The sequence below is a fragment of the Leclercia adecarboxylata genome, assembly GCF_023639785.1.
In the GTDB taxonomy this organism is placed as follows: domain Bacteria; phylum Pseudomonadota; class Gammaproteobacteria; order Enterobacterales; family Enterobacteriaceae; genus Enterobacter; species Enterobacter adecarboxylatus_D.
In genome coordinates, this window is sequence record NZ_CP098325.1 from 3595550 (window position 1) to 3611336 (window position 15787).

Annotated in this window: 16 protein-coding genes and 1 pseudogene; 10 read left to right on the top strand and 7 right to left on the bottom strand. The window is 56.0% G+C overall.

From position 1 onward, the window contains the following. Window positions 1-19: 19 nt before the first annotated feature. From NB069_RS16950 to NB069_RS16960, 3 genes are read left to right on the top strand one after another with little or no spacing between them, the layout of a single operon-like run. Entirely contained in the window at window positions 20-1420 is a 1401-nt protein-coding gene (locus NB069_RS16950; protein WP_250585418.1) for a TolC family outer membrane protein, read from the top strand. Continuing rightward, a complete protein-coding gene (locus tag NB069_RS16955) occupies window positions 1417-3609 on the top strand; it encodes a type I secretion system permease/ATPase (protein WP_250585420.1) in 2193 nt (730 codons plus the stop codon). The genes NB069_RS16950 and NB069_RS16955 overlap by 4 nt, the downstream gene beginning before the upstream one ends. Window positions 3610-3619: 10 nt before the next feature. After that, window positions 3620-4789, top strand: coding sequence for an HlyD family efflux transporter periplasmic adaptor subunit (locus NB069_RS16960; protein WP_250589539.1), 1170 nt, complete (start codon window positions 3620-3622; stop codon window positions 4787-4789). 324 nt (window positions 4790-5113) lie between these two features. Here the strand turns inward: NB069_RS16960 and NB069_RS16965 are convergent, their stop codons facing one another. The 6 genes from NB069_RS16965 to NB069_RS16990 all read right to left on the bottom strand — a co-directional run bounded on the left by NB069_RS16965 (window position 5114) and on the right by NB069_RS16990 (window position 10768). Next, window positions 5114-5350, bottom strand: coding sequence for a hypothetical protein (locus NB069_RS16965; RefSeq protein WP_250585422.1), 237 nt, complete (start codon window positions 5348-5350; stop codon window positions 5114-5116). A 15-nt stretch (window positions 5351-5365) separates the two neighbouring features. Further along, window positions 5366-6061 (bottom strand): T6SS immunity protein Tli3 family protein, encoded by a 696-nt coding sequence (locus NB069_RS16970; protein ID WP_250585424.1) that lies wholly within the window; start codon window positions 6059-6061, stop codon window positions 5366-5368. Between the two features lie 3 nt (window positions 6062-6064). Continuing rightward, window positions 6065-6760, bottom strand: a complete 696-nt coding sequence (locus NB069_RS16975) for a T6SS immunity protein Tli3 family protein (RefSeq protein ID WP_250585426.1) — start codon at window positions 6758-6760, stop codon at window positions 6065-6067. 9 nt (window positions 6761-6769) lie between these two features. Next, window positions 6770-8905: a T6SS effector phospholipase Tle3 domain-containing protein gene (locus NB069_RS16980; RefSeq protein ID WP_250585428.1), complete on the bottom strand. Its 2136-nt coding sequence runs from the start codon at window positions 8903-8905 to the stop codon at window positions 6770-6772. 429 nt (window positions 8906-9334) lie between these two features. Then, entirely contained in the window at window positions 9335-9727 is a 393-nt protein-coding gene (locus NB069_RS16985; RefSeq protein ID WP_250585430.1) for a hypothetical protein, read from the bottom strand. 96 nt (window positions 9728-9823) lie between these two features. Next, a complete protein-coding gene (locus NB069_RS16990) occupies window positions 9824-10768 on the bottom strand; it encodes a LysR family transcriptional regulator (RefSeq protein WP_250585432.1) in 945 nt (314 codons plus the stop codon). 98 nt (window positions 10769-10866) lie between these two features. Between NB069_RS16990 and NB069_RS16995 the strand changes: the two genes are divergently transcribed. The 4 genes from NB069_RS16995 to NB069_RS17010 all read left to right on the top strand — a co-directional run bounded on the left by NB069_RS16995 (window position 10867) and on the right by NB069_RS17010 (window position 13840). Further along, window positions 10867-11301 (top strand): DMT family transporter, encoded by a 435-nt coding sequence (locus NB069_RS16995; RefSeq protein ID WP_250585434.1) that lies wholly within the window; start codon window positions 10867-10869, stop codon window positions 11299-11301. 4 nt (window positions 11302-11305) lie between these two features. Then, complete coding sequence (locus NB069_RS17000) at window positions 11306-11785, top strand: DMT family transporter (protein ID WP_250585436.1); 480 nt, start codon at window positions 11306-11308, stop codon at window positions 11783-11785. An 89-nt stretch (window positions 11786-11874) separates the two neighbouring features. Continuing rightward, on the top strand, window positions 11875-13110 hold the full coding sequence (locus NB069_RS17005; protein WP_250585437.1) for an MFS transporter: 1236 nt from the start codon (window positions 11875-11877) through the stop codon (window positions 13108-13110). Between the two features lie 43 nt (window positions 13111-13153). Next, on the top strand, window positions 13154-13840 hold the full coding sequence (locus NB069_RS17010) for an RluA family pseudouridine synthase (RefSeq protein WP_250585440.1): 687 nt from the start codon (window positions 13154-13156) through the stop codon (window positions 13838-13840). A 56-nt stretch (window positions 13841-13896) separates the two neighbouring features. Here the strand turns inward: NB069_RS17010 and NB069_RS22635 are convergent. Beyond that, window positions 13897-14043 (bottom strand): annotated as a pseudogene (locus tag NB069_RS22635) (hypothetical protein); the annotation flags it as partial. A 421-nt stretch (window positions 14044-14464) separates the two neighbouring features. On the opposite strand from NB069_RS22635, the gene NB069_RS17015 reads away from it, so the two are divergent. The 3 genes from NB069_RS17015 to NB069_RS17025 all read left to right on the top strand — a co-directional run bounded on the left by NB069_RS17015 (window position 14465) and on the right by NB069_RS17025 (window position 15774). Next, window positions 14465-14650 carry a general stress protein gene (locus NB069_RS17015; RefSeq protein ID WP_250585441.1) on the top strand — a complete coding sequence of 62 codons (186 nt, stop codon included), beginning with the start codon at window positions 14465-14467 and terminating at the stop codon, window positions 14648-14650. Between the two features lie 91 nt (window positions 14651-14741). After that, window positions 14742-15236, top strand: a complete 495-nt coding sequence (locus tag NB069_RS17020; protein ID WP_250585443.1) for a ferritin-like domain-containing protein — start codon at window positions 14742-14744, stop codon at window positions 15234-15236. Window positions 15237-15267: 31 nt separating this feature from the next. After that, window positions 15268-15774 (top strand): ferritin-like domain-containing protein, encoded by a 507-nt coding sequence (locus tag NB069_RS17025; RefSeq protein WP_250585445.1) that lies wholly within the window; start codon window positions 15268-15270, stop codon window positions 15772-15774. Window positions 15775-15787: the final 13 nt, after the last annotated feature.

Sequence of the window (15787 nt, forward strand, 5' to 3'; positions counted from 1 at the left end):
TTTTTTTAGGGATAATGCCATGAACAAAGTACCTTGCTGGTGGCTTGGGTGCTGCCTGTTGTCTGCGCAGGTCCTTGCCGCCGACTCGCCTGCGGTTATCAGCTTTGGACAATTAAATGAAGATCGGGAGCTGCCCGCCCTGGACGGACGGGTCGCCCTGCCGACCAGCCAGGCCGCACCCGGTACCCTGACGCTGGGCGATGCGGTCACCCGCGCCGTTAACTGGCATCCCACCATTCGCGAAGCGGTGGGCAAACTTTACGAACAGATCCAGCAGGTTGATGTCGCCAAATCGAAATACTATCCGCAGATCAGCGCGGGCTTAGATAACGGCTACAGCAACAACTCCAGCGATACCGGCTTTACCCCCTCCGTGGTTGTCTCCCTCTCCCAGATGCTCTATGACTTTGGCAAGGTCGCCAGCCAGGTGCGCGCCGAAGACGCGGGCGTGGTCCAGCAGCAGGCCAACGTCCTGCTGAGCATCGACACCATCGCCCGGGACACCGCCACCGCGCTGGTGCAGGTGCAGATGTGGCAGCAGATGGTGGAGACCGCCGAGGAGCAGCTTGAGGCGCTTGGCGCTATCGGCAAACTGACCCGCCAGCGTAACGACGAAGGGGCCACCTCGCTCTCGGACGTGGTGCAGACCGACGCCCGTATCGAAGGGGCGCGCTCGCAGCTGATGCAGTATCAGGCCAACCTCGACAGCGCCCGCGCGACGCTGATGAGCAACCTCGGCTGGAGCAACCTGAACGGGGTCAGCAACGCGTTCCCGGAAAAACTCGCCCGCAGCTGCGACATCAACGAGCCGGATGACCGGCTGGTGCCCGCGGTGCTCGCGTCCTGGGCGCAGGCCAACGTGGCGCAGGCCAATCTCGATTACGCCAACGCCCAGATGACCCCCACCGTCTCCCTTGAGCCGCAGGTGCGTCACTATATGAACGAGCGCTACCCCGGCCACGACACGCTGGATAAAACCCAGTACAACGTCTCGGTGAACGTCGAGATGCCCATCTATCAGGGCGGTGGCCTGAACGCGCGGCGCAATGCCGCCAGCCACGCGGTAGAGGCGGCCCAGTCCAATATTCAGCGCACCCGGCTGGACGTGCGGCAAAAGCTCCTGGAGTCCAAAAGCCAGGTGATGAGCCTGATGAGCACCCTGCAGATCCAGTCCCGCCAGGAGACGCTCAGCCAGCGCACCCGGGAGCTTTATCAGCAGCAGTATCTGGATCTGGGCTCCCGCCCGCTGCTTGACGTCCTGAACGCCGAGCAGGAGGTCTACCAGGCCCGCTTTACCCAGTGGCAAACCGCCGGGCAGCTCCGCCAGCTACAGATCAACTGCCTGTATAACACCGGGCGGATGCGCAATGCCTTCGGCCTTGAAAACCACACCATTCAGTCAGTGGAGATCCAGCCATGATCCGAGACGATATCCTTTACGAGGACACACTGACGCAAGAGGCGCTGGAGCACTGGGCGCAGGCGTTTGGCTATGTCGCCACCCGCTACCGGGTGGCCTGCTCCCCCGGCGCGCTGGTGGCGGGTGCCCCCTGGCTACAGGGCAAAAGCAAAATCCCGGCGCTGACCGGGCTGGCCCGGGAGGCGGGCCTCTCCTTTCAGCTGCTGAGCAACGGCCAGGAGTCCATCAACAGCTGGCGTCTGCCGGTGGTGGTGGAGCTGGATGACGGCAAGATCGGCGTCATTGAGCACTTTGATGGCGAAGATATGCTGGATGTCTGCTTCTTCGACGGCAAGGCGCAGACCAACCGCATCTCGCTGGCGAAGATGCTACCGGCCATTCACCAGGTGGTGGCCCTGCGCCCGCTGGCGGCGCTGAAAGACAGCCGCGTGGATGCCTATATCTCAAAGTACCGCCCGGACTGGCTCTACCGGCTGGTGATGCGCGACCTGCGCCCCTACACCTACGTGATGCTGGCGGCGCTGTTCATCAACCTGCTGTCCCTGGCGGGTATCCTGTTTTCGATGCAGGTGTATGACCGGGTGATCCCGGCCCAGTCCTACCCTACCCTGTATGTGCTGACCATCGGGGTGCTCATCGCCACGTTGTTCGGTTTTATTTTGCGTATCGCCCGCTCCCACATAATGGATCTGCTGGGCAAACGCGCCGACATGCGCGTCTCGGACCGGGTGTTCGGCCATGCCCTGCGCCTGCGCAACAGCGCGGTGCCCCGCTCCACCGGCAGCTTTATCTCCCAGCTGCGCGAGCTGGAGCAGATCCGCGAGATGGTCACCTCCTCCACCATCTCCACCATTGTCGACCTGCCCTTCTTCTTCCTGTTCGTGATTGTGCTGGCGATTATCGCCCCGTCCCTGGCGTGGATCGCCCCGGTGGCGGCGGTGCTGATGGTGCTCCCGGGCCTGCTGCTGCAGAAAAAGCTGGCAGCGCTGGCGAAGCAGTCGGCCCATGAATCGACCCTGCGCAACGCCGTGCTGGTAGAGAGCGTGCAGGGGCTGGAGGACATCAAGCTGATGCAGGCGGAGAACCGCTTCCTGCAACAGTGGAACAGCTACATTCAGATCACCGCCGAGTCGGGCCTCAAGACCCGGGAGCTGACCCAGGGGTTAATCAGTTGGGGGATGACCATTCAGAGCCTGGTCTACACCGCGGTCATTGTGGTGGGAGCCCCGATGGTAATTGAGGGGGAAATGACCACCGGTGCGGTGGTGGCCGCTTCAATGCTGGCCTCGCGGATGATCGCCCCGATGGCGACCCTCTGCGGCGTGCTGGCCCGCTGGCAGCAGGTGAAGGCGGCCAAAGAGGGGCTGGACAACATTATGCAGCTCCCCACCGAGAACCAGCGCGAAGAGACGCCGATCCGCCAGGACGTGCTGCGCGGCCACTACATCTTCGATCAGGCGCAGTTTGCCTACGCCGGTGATGCGCAAACCCCGGCGCTGCGCATCAACCGCCTGGAGATCAAACCCGGCGAGCACGTGGCGATCCTGGGCCGTAACGGCGCGGGCAAATCGACCCTGTTGCAGGCGATGGTCGGCGGCATGGATCTGGTAGGCGGCGAGCTGCGGCTCGACAACCTCAGCCTGCCCCATCTCGACATGGCGGACGTGCGCCGCAACGTCGGCCTGATGAGCCAGAACGCGCGGCTGTTTTACGGCACCCTGCGGGAGAACATTACGCTTGGGATGCCGCGCGCCACCGACGAGGAGATCTTTGCCGTGCTGGAGATGTGCGGCGCGGCCAGCTTTGTGCAGAAGCTGGCGAAGGGGCTGGATCACCCGATTATGGAGAACGGCGTCGGGCTCTCCGGCGGCCAGCGCCAGTCGATTTTGCTGGCGCGCATGTTCCTGCGCGATCCCAATGTCGTCCTGCTGGACGAACCTACCGCCTCGCTGGATGAACACACCGAACGCGAATTTATCCAGCGTCTGGGCCAGTGGCTGGGCAACCGCACCCTGATCGTCGCCACCCACCGCGTGCCGATGCTGGAGCTGGTGGATCGCGTGGTAGTGCTGAAAGAGGGAATGCTGGTGATGGACGCGCCGAAAGCCCAGGCGCTGAGCAACAGCCGGATGCAGCAGCAACAGCAGGCGAATGGCCGGGAGTGGAAAAATGAAAACCAATCAGCGTGATGTTGCGGCAATGGACGACCTGGATAACGCCCTCGGTTCCGAGAGCGGCTATACCGGGGCAAGAAGCATCGTGTTATTCAGCCTGCTGCTGTTTGTCGTCGCCGGCGTGTGGGCGTGGTTCAGCATTCTGGATGAGGTCTCCACCGGCACCGGAAAGGTGATCCCCAGCTCCCGCGAGCAGGTCTTGCAGTCCCTCGACGGCGGGATCCTCGCCGAGCTAAAGGTCCACGAAGGGGACCAGGTGCAGGCCGGTCAGGTGCTGGCGCGCCTCGATCCGACCCGCTCTGAATCCAACGTGGGCGAGAGCGCCGCCCGCTATCGCGCGTCGCTGGCCTCCAGCGCCCGTCTGCATGCGGAGGTGAACGACCTGCCCCTGACCTTCCCGCCGGAGCTGAAGAATTGGCCCGATCTGATCGCCGCCGAAACCCGGCTCTACAACTCCCGTCGCGAGCAGCTTGAGGACTCCCGGCGCGAGCTGCGCCAGGCGCTGGAGCTGGTCAATGCCGAGCTGGCCATCACCCAGCGGCTGGTGAAAACCGGTGCCGCCAGCCACGTCGAGGCCCTGCGGTTGCAGCGCCAGAAGAGCGATCTGGAGCTGAAGCTCACCGACCTGCGCTCGCAGTATTACGTACAGGCCCGGGAGGCGCTTTCCAAATCTAACGCCGAAGTGGATATGCTCTCGGCGGTGCTGAAAGGCCGTGAGGACTCGGTCACCCGTCTGACGATGACCTCCCCGGTGCGCGGCATCGTGAAGAACATCAAGGTGACCACCATCGGCGGCGTCATCCCGCCGAACGGTGAGGTGATGGAGATTGTGCCGGTGGACGATCACCTGCTGATTGAAACCCGCCTGTCGCCGCGGGATATCGCCTTTATCCACCCCGGCCAGAAGGCGCTGGTGAAGATCACCGCCTACGACTACGCCATCTATGGCGGGCTGGACGGCGTGGTGGAAACCATCTCCCCGGACACCATTCAGGATGAAGCCAAGCCGGAAGTGTTCTACTACCGGGTGTTTATCCGCACCAGTCAGGATTACCTGGTGAATAAGGCGGGCAGGCACTTCTCCATTGTGCCGGGGATGATTGCCACGGTGGATATCAAAACCGGCGAGAAATCGGTGATGGATTATATGATCAAGCCGTTTAACCGGGCGAAAGAGGCGTTAAGGGAGCGGTAGCGGAGGTAAATGCAAAACGGCAACCAGGTTGCCGTTTTTAGTATTTGCTCCCTCTCCCCGTGGGAGAGGGTCGGGGTGAGGGCATCAGGCCGCAACGCTGTGGTATCGCCGGGTGGCGGCTGCGCCTTACCCGGCCTACAAGACCTTGCCTTTGACCCGGTAGGCCCGGCAAGCGCAGCGCCGCCGGGCAATCCGCAGCACCGCCGGGTGGTGGCTGCGCCTTACCCGGCCTACAAATCCTGCCTTTGACCTGGCAGGCCCGGCAAGCGTAGCGCCGCCGGGCAATCCACGGCACCGCCGGGTGGCGGCTGCGCCTTACCCGGCCTACAAACCCTGCCTTTGACCTGGCAGGCCCGGCAAGCGCAGCGCCGCCGGGCAATTCACAGCACCGCCGGGTGGCGGCTGCGCCTTACCCGGCTTAAGCCACGAGCCTGTGTTGTAGATCCCTGCTGTGGACTGTGCCGTCTCCAAATCTGCCAATAGCGCCACGGTAATGGAGTGACCTTTATTGTTCAGATAACGGGGGATTACTTCAGCGATATCCGCCGCGACGACGATCAAGACTCCTTTCATCACTTATCGCCCCGCATCCATGTCACAGCGCATACGATCCCAGCCGGTATAGTTTTTCACTTCGGGGACTTTGTCGGGCAGGCCCTGATAGTTTTGTTCATGGCTTACAACTTTTCCTTCGAGCCATCCCTTCGTGAAGTACACCATTCCCCATTTCCAACCCGGAAATTCTGGGCTAATTGACTGGACGGTTCCATCTTCAAGGGTATATGTGATACCCGGACCACCAGCAACAACGCGTGGATCTTCAAACGGCTTTGATGACATGTAGAGCCGGTGTCTGGTCTGCAGAAAACCCTGATCGTTGACGACGGTAAAAGATAGCACGTCTTCAGCAGGCGCTCTGTTATCACCATTCGGTTCATTATGTCCGGGAGCAAAGCCGACGGACCTCCATGTTTGACCATAATCTTTCGAAACAAGGAAGCCATCCACTTGCCAGTTGGTAATTGCTATATATTTCTCAGAAGGATGGATAAATTTCCGCGTAAAAATTCGATAGAACTGACTGGCAGGTGTGGTGTGAATACCTCGTTTGGTATCCGTATACCAGAGTTCCCCTTCACAGTCCCAGCCCTTAAGCTCCAGATAGCGATGGTCATCAAACCGATAAACCACCTGTGTTGGTGGCTCTTTTCCCAGGCAATCAGCAGCCAGCACAACGGCGACTACTGCGAAAACAGTAAATAATCCTTTCATTACTTATCGCCCCGCATCCATGTCACAGCGCATACGATCCCAGCCCGCATAGTTCTTCACTTCGGGGACTTTGTCGGGCAGGCCCTGATAGTTTTGTTCATGGCTTACAACTTTTCCTTCAAGCCATCCCTTCGTGAAGTACACCATTCCCCATTTCCAACCGGGAAAATCTGGGCTAATTGATTGAACGGTTCCATCTTCAAGAGTGTAAGTGATACCTGGACCACCCGGCAGAATGCGCGGATCATCAAACGGCTTTGAAGACATATAGAGCCGGTGTCTGGTCTGCAAAAAACCCTGATCGTTGACAACGGTAAATGATAATACGTCTTCAGCGGGAGCGTAATCATCACCATTAGGTTCATTATGCCCGGGAGCGAAACCAACCGCTCTCCAGGTTTCGCCGTAATCTTTTGAAATCAGGAAGCCATCAACCTCCCAATTTGGAATTGAAATATAACGTTCTGAAGGGTGAATAAATTGGCGGGTGAATATTCGGTAAAACTGAAAATAAGGCTGTGAATGAATACCCCGCTTTGTATCGGTATACCATAACTCTCCCTGGCAATCCCAACCTTTTAACTCAAGGTAGCGGTGGTCATCAAACCGATAAACTATCTGTGTAGGTGGCTCTTTCGCGAAACTATTCGCAGTCAGTAAAATAGTGGCTACAGCGAAAACAATACATAATTCTTTCATGCTTAATCCTTAAGCCAACTGGCTGTCACTTTTAGGTTTTGGCATTTCCCACTGCAATAACTTTCTTTCCTGAAAGTCTTCTGCCTTGAAAACGCCCATATCGACATACTTAGAGTTACGAACATTAGGTCGGATACCTGCGTAACCATTCTCCACACCGTATTGGCCTTTAGGCAGCACTTCGTCTGGCTTATTCATGTGAAATTTGGTAAGTATTTCTGGCAACCTACCTTTCCGGTAGTACTCTTTCACGTCACTATTCTTATTCAATGGATCTCGCCAGTCCGCCAGATGTAACAGCTCCTCCCAGAACTTCCCTGCCTTATAATCAAACGATTTGCACTGTCCAATCGCCAGGTCAAAGGCCATCGCCTGAGACGGCGCAAACTCGCTCATCACAATGGAAGAGTGCTGGCTGTACCCTACCGGGTCGGTTTTCTGCCACTCTTTTTCCAGCTCTTCACGGGTTTTCAGCCAGGTAATTGACAGTACCGGGTACTCTTTTGAACCAATAATTTTCCCTTGAATGACCGTGTGTTTCCGGGCAGTACTTTCAATATTAAGTTCATCAGGCGTTAAAACATGCCCCGGTTTCCAGCTGATACGCTGATAGCTGTTAAGCATATACATTGCAGAGTCCGTGCGCTTAATAGCGCTGGCTTTGGCTGAATAAGAGATATAAGCGTCCGGACTTTCCGGATCGATATAATAGGTATAGGGTTTGTCACTGGTTTTAGGTTCGTTATCAGAACGGTTATCCTGTCCCTGAAGTTTAAAAATAAACGGCTCCGGTAATTCCTCGCCGTTAATCACCACATCACGAAAGTCATAACTGCTGTTCGTCAGGAAGGCGTACTCTGCATCTCCCTCCTTTCGCGGCGGTAACGAAAAAGGTTTTGCATCCGGGGCTTTTCCCACCTCCCCGTGCTGATAAAACACGCGCTGATACAGATTAGGAATATCACCGGCTATTTTCTGAGGGATACCCCGCCAGCCGAACCCCTGCACATTCTCCAGCGACACGACACCGTCGTTCGGGCAAAAGTAGTTGTACACCTTGCCGTCATTGCTCCGGCCATAACGGTCATCGGTCCGCAGCGGGTTATCGGAAGGTTTACGCAGGGTGCAGGAGGCTTCCAGAGCCAGTATTTCACTCTCCGACATTTTTCCGCCCCCTTTCCATTGCGTATACATCAGGCTGCAGAAGTTTTTGAAGGTGTTCTGCCTGGCCGCGTTGGTCTGCTGGTATCCGGGCTGAATATTTTCAGCCACGCGTGATTCCAGTGAATAGGGGGAATGGTTAAGAATGACACAATTTACCGGAGCATATCCGGCTTGTTTAACCAGCATATTCGCCAGCATGGTTATGATAGTTCCCTGGCTATGGGCAACCACATTAATCACATCATTCTTAGTTATATCTTCTACCCTGATCTGAATAATCAAATCCGCCAGTCGTTGAGCGGCAAAAAACTGATATATGCGGTGCGGGTTTTCATAGATGGGATGCGTGAAGTCCCCTCCATTGAAGTGCAACGAAGCAAAGCCCGCAGCCGCCACGCCGAATCCACCGGCACCCGGCCCTAACATATCCGGGATAGTGGTGGTGGCATTAGCGAAAGTCCCGCCATTTTTGGCAAAGTGCATATCGAGCACATTTTTGAAGTTATCGTTCTGGTACTTAAAGGGGCCTTTTCCGTCATTACCCAGCGCCTTTTTATTCTCCGGGTTATGTTCCTGATACGCATCATAGGGCAGATGCGCTTTGTCACTCAGCTTGCCGACCTCTTCCCGGTAGCGCTTCTGGTCTGCCCGGTAGTCATCATAGGTAACCGGTTTATAGCCCCAGTAAAACGGGATAATGGGCGAACGGCCGGGCGTGGTGATTCGGTAATCTTTCCATTCATGGGGATAAAAATCCTGCCGGTTAAGCCGTTTCCCCAGTCCTTTGAGAATTCCCTTCTCCTGATTCTGGTAGGCTTCCCCCACGTCGTTTACCCCGTGAACCAGAATCACAATACCCGGCATCGGGCGCGGCACTCCGACATTTCGAGTCTGGGCCACTTCGCCCAGACTTTTATGTACCGGAATATCGCCCTCAGAAACCACCCTCGGGGCGTAGGGTCTGGTCTTCGTCTCCTTCATTCCATTAGCTCCATTTTGTAACAATAGTTTCTGTCCAGCGAAGGCTCGCTTAACCCTTCTGTTCGAGTAAATAAATAAACATCAGGAATAATTTTTTTGTTATGGCGTACATGTAAAAAATATCGGTTTGAGGTGGTCTTTTTTTGTATCGATTCGGTTTCCCCTGCCATAGTCGAACATCCTTTAATAAATGATGAGGTAACTATAAATAATAAACCCACGCCTTTTATTAAAATATGATTTAGCTAAGCAGAATCAGATATTCTCGAGATAAACTTATTCACTCAATGAATTTAAGATAAAGAATTAATTGCGTGAATATAAAAATAAGCGCCTTCACACTCAATTTAAATAACAAAATGACGAATAGATTATTTAATCGGCAGCTTCGTGCGCCGGGTGCGGCTACACCGCATCCGGCCAGGGAAATCAACGAAACATCAACGGCAGGGTTTCACTCAACTGCTGCGGTCGGGATGCCCCTGCCTTTGAGGGATGGTCGATAAAATCAGGGTGATGAACAATATGATTTGTCGCCAGGTTAAGGGCGCAGTTCATTTCATACAGCATCCTTTCCTGTTCCGGGCCACTGCGCCCCGCCAGGTTTTGCGCGTAGCCTTTCACCTGCAGCAAATTTTCCGTCATGCGCAGATTCGCCAGCTTGTACTCCTCTGCCTGCTGGCCGGCAGACTTCAGCTGTCCCCGGCTCTCTTCCAGCGCCGTTTCAAGCTTATCAACCTCGTTGGTGAGTCGGGTAACCATTATGAAGAGGATGGCGACGCCTGCCAGGACCGGAACGATTAACCACCATGACACAAACATGTGAATCACCCTGAAAGATAATTAGCGTAGTTACAGTCTTAATAGCAGGGTGAGTTAGAGCAATAAGAGGAATTCATTAGAAAGGCCCGCGCGCCTTTACTTATTCACTTCAGATTGCCAGTACAGCGGCGTGCCGAAAAATTTCACGTAGTAATCAATAACCGCCCTGACGTTCAACGGCGGGTGCCGCGCATTGGGGTAGATCGCCGAGATGTTCTGCGGTTCCGTGTTGATAGCGGCCTCCCAGCCTGGCAGCAGTTTTACCAGCTCCCCGCTCCTGCACCGGTCGCCGATGAGCCAGTCCGGGAACAGCACTATCCCCATCCCGCCCAGCGCCGAGGTCAGCAGGGTTTCCGCATTATTGGATGACAGCTGCGGCGACACGGGATAGTGAACCCACTCCCCGCCCGGCTCGCGCAGCAGCCAGCGGTTTGGGCCGGACGAACCGCGATAGACCAGGCATTTATGACGGTTAATGTCGTCCGGCACCTCAGGCGCCCCGTATTTGCGCAGGTAAGCAGGCGCGGCGGCCAGGTGATAAAACTGCGGCCCGAAAACCCGGGCGTGGAAAGAGGAGTCGGTCAGCATACCGATGCGAAAGATCAGGTCGGCGGCATCCCGGTGGGGATCGATATAGTCGTCCGTCAGCGTCAGCTCAATGCTGAGCCGGGGGTAGCGCTCCGCCAGGCCCGCCAGCCCGGGGGCGATATGCCGCTGGCCGAAAAAGACCGGGGCATTGATGCGCAGCACACCGGACGGCGCCTGCTTGCGCTCGTCCAGCTCCCGCCGCGCCTCCTCAAGATTACCGAGCATCAGGCGGGCATAGCGGATAAAGAGATGCCCGCTTTCGGTGGGGATGATCGCCCGCGTGTTGCGGTAGAAAAGCTGCTGGCCAAGGGCATCCTCAAGCTGATGGATAACCCGCGACACCTGGGACGCGGCAATCCCTTCCCGGCGCGCCACCACTGAAAAATTGAGGGACTCATAGACATCTTTAAAGATAAGCAGCCAGCGCATGCTGATGTTGGCGGTATCGCGCATTGATGCATTTCCTGCACAAGTGTTTAGTGCATTATGGCATTTTTCTCACGGATGTTCAGGGGTACGCTTCTCCGCCTGGATAAAAGAGATGAGTCACTATGCAACATTTATTGATTTTACTGGTTATTGCCGGCGGGATGGGCCTCTCCGTCGAGGCTGGCTTATTGGGGCCACTGGGCAGTGAAGTGGGCGATCTGTGGGCAACGTTCAGCATATTCGGCGTCGGGGCCGCCCTGACGTTTCTGCTGATGCTGTTTTTCAGCCCCCGCAACAGCCCGTCGTTTTTCTCCCAGCCTGCATGGCAGCTGCTGGGCGGCGTCCTCGGCCCGGTCTACGTGGTGATCCTCACCGTGGTGACACCGGCGATTGGCATCGCCATGACGATGATTGGCATCCTCGCAGGCCAGGTGTTTAAGAGCCTGATCATCGATCACTATGGCCTGCTGGGCACGCCACACCGAAAAATTGACGCCAGACGTATCATCGCGCTGATATTTATCATTGCCGCGCTGGTTCTGGTTGCACAGGGGTAACAGTATGACATTTATCATGATTATTCTGGCAGTCATCGGCGGTGCCACGCTGAGCATTCAGGCTGCCATTAACGGCCAGCTGGGCAGCAAGGTGGGCGTGTTCAAAAGCGCATTCCTGACCTTTTCCGTCGGTGCGCTCATCACCGCCCTGCTGATTGTCTTCTTTGAACCTCAACATGCCGTCACGCTGATGGACGTGCCGAAATGGCAGCTCCTTGGCGCCCTGCTTGGCGTGCCCTATATCGTGATTATGGTGCTGGCCGTGCAGCGGATCGGCACTGCGGTCGCCACGGTGGCGGTGATTTTCGGCCAGCTGACCATGAGCATGCTGATCGACAATTTTGGCTGGCTGGGCAATGCGTCTATCCCCTTCTCGATGAGCCGCCTGGGGGCCGTGGTCTGTCTGGGGATTGCGCTGTGGTTTATCTACTCCAGCAGCACAGACAAAGCTCAAGAGAAGAGGCCAGCGAAAACGCGGAGTTAAGCTGATGGCGATGAGGGGAGATACAGGCAGGTGTTTTTGCCCCTGAGGTCATTTATAGTACTTCCCCTCATCCCGAAACCATTAACCCAATGAAAACCGATAATAAACGCGTTCGTGCTTTTCACTTTTCCGCCTTTCGCCATCTTTTTGCGGCGCGTTTTCTCACCGTACTCGGCAACGGTATTGCCCCCATCGCGCTGGCGTTCGCAGTGCTGGATATTGGCGGCTCAGCTTCCGATCTGGGGATCGTCGTGGCGGCCCGCTCTCTCTTTAATGTCCTGTTCCTGCTGCTGGGCGGCGTCTTAGCGGACCGCTATTCCCGCAGCCGGGTGCTGGTTTCATCTTCGTTGGTGGCTGCCCTCTCGCAGGCTATTGTGGCCTGGTCGGTACTGGACGGTTCCGCCTCGGTGCTCAGCCTGGCCCTGCTTGGCGCGGTGAACGGCGCCGCCGCCGGTATCACCCTACCGGCCTCCTCTGCCCTGGTGCCCCAGACGGTGCCCGGCAAGAGCCTGCGGGAAGCCAACGCCTTTATTCAGCTCGGTGTTTACAGCGGGACGGTGATCGGCGCGTCGCTGGGCGGGGTGCTGATCGGCTCCGTCGGGCCGGGCTGGGGGCTCGCCATTGATGCGCTGGGGTTCGCCGCCGCAGCACCGCTCTACCTGCTGATTCGCGTCACCGCCGTCGAGGCTGACGCCCCTCAAAGCAACATGCTCCAGGATCTCAAAGAGGGATGGAAAGAGTTCATCAGCCGGGCGTGGGTGTGGTCGATCGTCGTGCAGTTCACCATTATTAACGCCGCCTTTAGCGGGGTGATGATGGTGCTCGGGCCGGTGATTGCGGATACCTCTTTTGGCCGCGCGCACTGGGGGATCATTGTTGCGGCGCAGAGCATTGGCCTGATGGTCGGATCGTCGCTTGCCCTGCGCTGGCGTCCGCGCCGGGATCTCTTCATCGGCGTGATGCTGGTGTCATTCTGCGCCCTGCCCATCTTCATGCTGAGCCAGCTCCCATCCACGCCCTGGCTGATTGCCGCATTCTTTATCGCCGGGGTAACCTTTGGCCTCTTTGGCGTCGCCTGGGCCCACTCCCTGCAAACGCACATTCCGCAGGATAAGCTGGCACGCGTGTATGCCTACGATGCGGTGGGTTCCTTTGTGGCGATCCCCTTCGGAGAGCTGATCGCCGGGCCGCTGGCGCACCAGTACGGCACCAGCAAGGTGCTGCTGGTTGCGGCCTGTGCGGTGGTTCTTGCCACCCTGGCCGCCAGCCTGGTGCCTGCCATCAGACGGCTTGATAACACGTCACAGATTAAATCGCATACGTAATGGGTTATCATCCGCTTCCCCCTTTGTTTTTGCGGTCAGCCTGATGTCAGTCATTATCGATAATTTTATTGCCCCGCCCTGCCATGAAGCGATAGAGACGCTCTGGCAGGACGAGCACCTGGTGCTGATCAATAAGCCCAGCGGGCTGCTCAGCCTGTCGGGCAAAAACCCGCAAAATCTCGATTCCGTGCATCACCGGCTGGTGCAGCGCTTCCCCGGCTGTACCCTGGTGCATCGCCTCGATTTTGGCACTTCCGGCGTGATGGTGATTGCCCGCAACAAGGCGATCAATGCCGCCCTCTGCCAGCAGTTCAGCCAGCGCAGCGTGACGAAAATCTACACTGCCCTGCTCTGCGGGCATCTGTCTGAAGATGAGGGGTTGATAGACGCGCCGATTGCCAAAGATCCGGCGCTGTTCCCGCGGATGTCGGTTTGCCCCCTTCACGGCAAGCCCGCCCGCTCCCGTTATCGGGTGACTGAACGCTTTTATCATCAGGGAGGCGTGCCGGTAACGCGGGTGGAACTGACGCCTGAGACCGGGCGCACCCACCAGCTGCGTATTCACTGCCAGCAGCTGGGCCACCCGATTTTAGGCTGCGACCTGTACGGCGGCTTGCTGATGCCCGGCACAGAGCACACGCCGCGCCTGATGCTGCACGCCAGCGAGCTGCGGTTTGCGCATCCGGTGAGCGGGGAGCCGGTTTGCATCCACAATGCGAGTCCGTTCTGATATCCGTCATGATCGACGAAGGTGCATCCGTTTACGTCCCAGTACGGGTTAAACGACGCTGACTGGGTGAACCCGGCGTCACGCATTCTTCCGCAGGCCTGTTCCCATTCCGCTTTATCGGGATAATACAGAATCATCGGATCGTCTTCCCTGTTTACCCCGTTTGAAGTAGCCCTTTCTGTGAGTAACTGTAATCCATACATAATATACACAGCCGCTTCGCATGATTATTTTTCACCCAAATAAATACGCGCAAATAATATATAAAACCAATTGAGATTAATCCCACGTACATTAAGTTTATCTGCACTATAGGCTCTCAGCCAAAATGTAAATTTTCGTAAAGAGCCCCGCCACGCCTGGACTCGCCCGTTTCAGCGAAACATAAAAACAGCGAAAAAGCAGAACTGCCGGAAGGTCGTTTGTTTACATAATCTTGTCGCCGAATATCTGTGAAACAAGCGAAGCGTTATTTTTACCCAGGGTTAAAAGTGACAAGATATTTATTTCAGAAAGTCAGTTTGACTCCTCGCAAACAGGGTCTAAATTTAATCCTGAACGACAACGGATACGAATAAAAACGTATCTCAACTGACATAAACAATGTACACGAGGAAACATAATATGGCAGATCAACGTGGTGGTTCAGGTAATTTCTCTCAGGATCGTGAAAAGGCTTCTGAAGCAGGGAAAAAAGGTGGACAGCAGAGCGGCGGTAATTTCAAAAACGATCCGCAGCGTGCATCCGAAGCAGGTAAAAAGGGTGGTCAGCATAGCCATGGCGGCGGACGCAAGTCTGACAATTCTTAATTCATCTCAATATTAAAGCCTGTTCTTCACTTTAACCGAAAATCTGCGAGTCCGCGGGCTCGCAGAATTTCGACGTCACTGGAGATAATATATGAATATGAAAAGTGTTGAGGATGTATTTATTCATTTACTATCCGATACCTATAGTGCAGAAAAACAGCTTACCCGCGCGCTGGCTAAATTGTCCCGCGAAGCCTCCAGCCCTGAATTAAGCGCTGCGTTTAAAGCGCACCTGGAAGAGACGCACGGCCAGATTGAACGTATCGATCAGGTTGTAGAGAAAACGCCCAATATCAAACTGAAAAGAATGAAGTGTGTGGCGATGGAAGGCTTAATCGAAGAAGCCAATGAAGTCATTGAAAGCACAGAAAAAAATGAAGTTCGCGATGCGGCCCTGATCGCCGCGGCGCAAAAGGTCGAGCACTATGAGATTGCCAGCTACGGCACCCTCGCCACCCTGGCGGAGCAATTAGGCTATACCCAAGCAGTAAAATTATTAGCCGAGACGCTGGAAGAAGAGAAATCCACCGATTTTAAACTCACCGATCTGGCCGTCGGTAATATTAACCAGAAAGCAGAAAAGTAAGCCTGTATTAACCGAACCCGAGGAAGAAAATATGAATCACGTAGAACACTACCACGACTGGCTACGCGATGCTCACGCCATGGAAAAGCAAGCTGAATCTATGCTCGAATCAATGGCGAGCCGCATCGATAATTATCCTGATGTCCGTGCCCGCATCGAGCAGCATATTTCTGAAACCAAACACCAGATTACCCTGCTGGAAGAGATTCTTGATCGTAACGATATTTCCCGCTCGGTTATTAAAGACTCCATGAGCAAAATGATGGCGTTCGGTCAGTCTATGGGCGGCATGATGACGTCAGATGAAATTGTGAAGGGCTCTATTAGCGGCTACGTTTTCGAGCAGTTCGAAATTGCCTGCTATACCTCCCTGCTGGCCGCGGCGAAAAAAGCCGGGGACGTGGCGTCGATACCTGCGATTGAATCCATTCTCGCGGAAGAGCAGCGCATGGCCGACTGGCTGATCCAGCATATCCCTGACACCACTGAGCAGTTCCTGCTGCGTTCAGATGCAGACGGCGTGGAAGCGAAAAAATAACTCAGGAGTGAGC

Bases quoted from the DNA above. Each gene is read 5' to 3' on its own strand.
- NB069_RS16970 (WP_250585424.1), bottom strand. From the start codon at position 6,061: ATGAAAGGATTATTTACTGTTTTCGCAGTAGTCGCCGTTGTGCTGGCT.
- NB069_RS17020 (WP_250585443.1), top strand. From the start codon at position 14,742: ATGAATATGAAAAGTGTTGAGGATGTATTTATTCATTTACTATCCGAT.
- NB069_RS17000 (WP_250585436.1), top strand. From the start codon at position 11,306: ATGACATTTATCATGATTATTCTGGCAGTCATCGGCGGTGCCACGCTG.
- NB069_RS16975 (WP_250585426.1), bottom strand. From the start codon at position 6,760: ATGAAAGAATTATGTATTGTTTTCGCTGTAGCCACTATTTTACTGACT.
- NB069_RS16955 (WP_250585420.1), top strand. From the start codon at position 1,417: ATGATCCGAGACGATATCCTTTACGAGGACACACTGACGCAAGAGGCG.
- NB069_RS17010 (WP_250585440.1), top strand. From the start codon at position 13,154: ATGTCAGTCATTATCGATAATTTTATTGCCCCGCCCTGCCATGAAGCG.
- NB069_RS17005 (WP_250585437.1), top strand. From the start codon at position 11,875: ATGAAAACCGATAATAAACGCGTTCGTGCTTTTCACTTTTCCGCCTTT.
- NB069_RS16950 (WP_250585418.1), top strand. From the start codon at position 20: ATGAACAAAGTACCTTGCTGGTGGCTTGGGTGCTGCCTGTTGTCTGCG.
- NB069_RS16980 (WP_250585428.1), bottom strand. From the start codon at position 8,905: ATGAAGGAGACGAAGACCAGACCCTACGCCCCGAGGGTGGTTTCTGAG.
- NB069_RS17015 (WP_250585441.1), top strand. From the start codon at position 14,465: ATGGCAGATCAACGTGGTGGTTCAGGTAATTTCTCTCAGGATCGTGAA.
- NB069_RS16995 (WP_250585434.1), top strand. From the start codon at position 10,867: ATGCAACATTTATTGATTTTACTGGTTATTGCCGGCGGGATGGGCCTC.
- NB069_RS16990 (WP_250585432.1), bottom strand. From the start codon at position 10,768: ATGCGCGATACCGCCAACATCAGCATGCGCTGGCTGCTTATCTTTAAA.
- NB069_RS16960 (WP_250589539.1), top strand. From the start codon at position 3,620: ATGGACGACCTGGATAACGCCCTCGGTTCCGAGAGCGGCTATACCGGG.
- NB069_RS16985 (WP_250585430.1), bottom strand. From the start codon at position 9,727: ATGTTTGTGTCATGGTGGTTAATCGTTCCGGTCCTGGCAGGCGTCGCC.
- NB069_RS17025 (WP_250585445.1), top strand. From the start codon at position 15,268: ATGAATCACGTAGAACACTACCACGACTGGCTACGCGATGCTCACGCC.